This window comes from Aquipuribacter hungaricus, from assembly GCF_037860755.1.
GTDB lineage: Bacteria > Actinomycetota > Actinomycetes > Actinomycetales > JBBAYJ01 > Aquipuribacter > Aquipuribacter hungaricus.
The window spans coordinates 1-1,257 of the sequence record NZ_JBBEOI010000434.1 but is presented as its reverse complement, the minus strand read 5'-3'; the positions used below and the strand labels follow the sequence as shown (position 1 = coordinate 1,257).

General features: G+C 80.0%; 2 protein-coding genes. Both read right to left on the bottom strand.

What is annotated here, in order from left to right:
- The coding region (locus WCS02_RS20425) for an ATP-binding cassette domain-containing protein (protein WP_340296156.1) at positions 1 to 422 on the bottom strand (422 nt) is incomplete at its 3' end.
- On the bottom strand, positions 409 to 1,257 hold an 849-nt coding region (locus WCS02_RS20420), incomplete at its 5' end, for a hypothetical protein (RefSeq protein WP_340296155.1). The genes WCS02_RS20420 and WCS02_RS20425, both read right to left, overlap by 14 nt.

Genomic DNA, 1,257 nt, shown 5'->3' with positions numbered 1-1,257 from the left:
CGCTGCGGCACCCACGCCACCGTCCGCCGCCGCCAGCGCCTGCGGTCGGCGCCGGTGCCCGGCACGGTGGCGCGCCCGTCGAGCCACACCTGGCCGCCGTCGGGCACCTCGCGCAGGGCCAGCACCGCGAGCAGGCTGGACTTGCCGCTGCCCGACGGGCCCACGACGCAGCTCACCGACCCGGGCGCGAACCGCGCGTCCACACCCCGCAGCGCGTGCGTCTCGCCAGCGGCCGAGCGGTAGAACCGGGTGACCGCCTCGCACCGCACCGCGTCGACGGGACGCGGGGACCCGGCCGGTCCCGCCGTCGGGCCCGAGACCGTCGCCGTCGCCGCCGCAGCCGCCGCGGCCGTCGCGGCCGTCGCGGCCGTCGCGGCCGTCGTCGAGCCGGCCGTGGTGGCCCCCGCCCTAGTCCTGGCCACGGAGCACCTCTTCCTCCGACGTGCTGCGGGTGCCGGCGCGGACGACGAGCACCGCCGCGAGCAGGGCCAGCATCGCGGCCGCCACGAGCACCGCGCCCGCCTGCGGGACGGCCACCGGGTCGAGCAGGGGGCGGACCGACGGCTCGGGCTCGAGCAGGCGCGGCAGGAGCGGCACGGTGAGCAGCCAGCCCAGCGCGCCCAGCGCGAGCCCGGCGACGACGAGGACGACGGACTCCACGACGAGCAGGCGCCGGGTGCCGCCGCGGCCGAGGCCGACCCGCGCCAGCACGAGGTCGCCGGCCCGGGCCCGTGCCGTGGCCCGGTCCACCGACAGGCACAGCGCGAGCAGCGCGACGAGGAGGACGAGGCCGGCGAGCACGCGCAGGTAGGGCTCGACGAGGGCGACGGCCACGAACGCCGGCCGGCCCAGGGACTCCCCGGCGGTGCGGGTCCGCCGCTCGTCCGACAGCGCCGCCGCGGTCGACTCCACGGCGGGCAGGTCGGCGGCGACCGCCGCGAGCGGGCGCACCGACCACAGCTCGACGCCGTCGAGGTCCTTCGACACCTCGCCGCGGCCGTCGGTGAGGGTGGTCAGGCGGGGGTCGCCGTTGGGCAGGCGGGGCAGGTACGACCCGGTCGCGGCGACGATGCCGGTGCGCAGGTCCGGGTCGACGCCGGGGAACGCCTCGACGGACCCCACCACGCGCAGCGGGACGTCGCCGGTGGGCGAGGCGAGCCGGACCAGGGCGCCGTCCCGCAGGCCGGCGCGCTCGCCGACCACGAGCACCGGGGCCGGGCCGGGCGCGATCCCGCCCAGCGGCACGCCCTCGCCCTC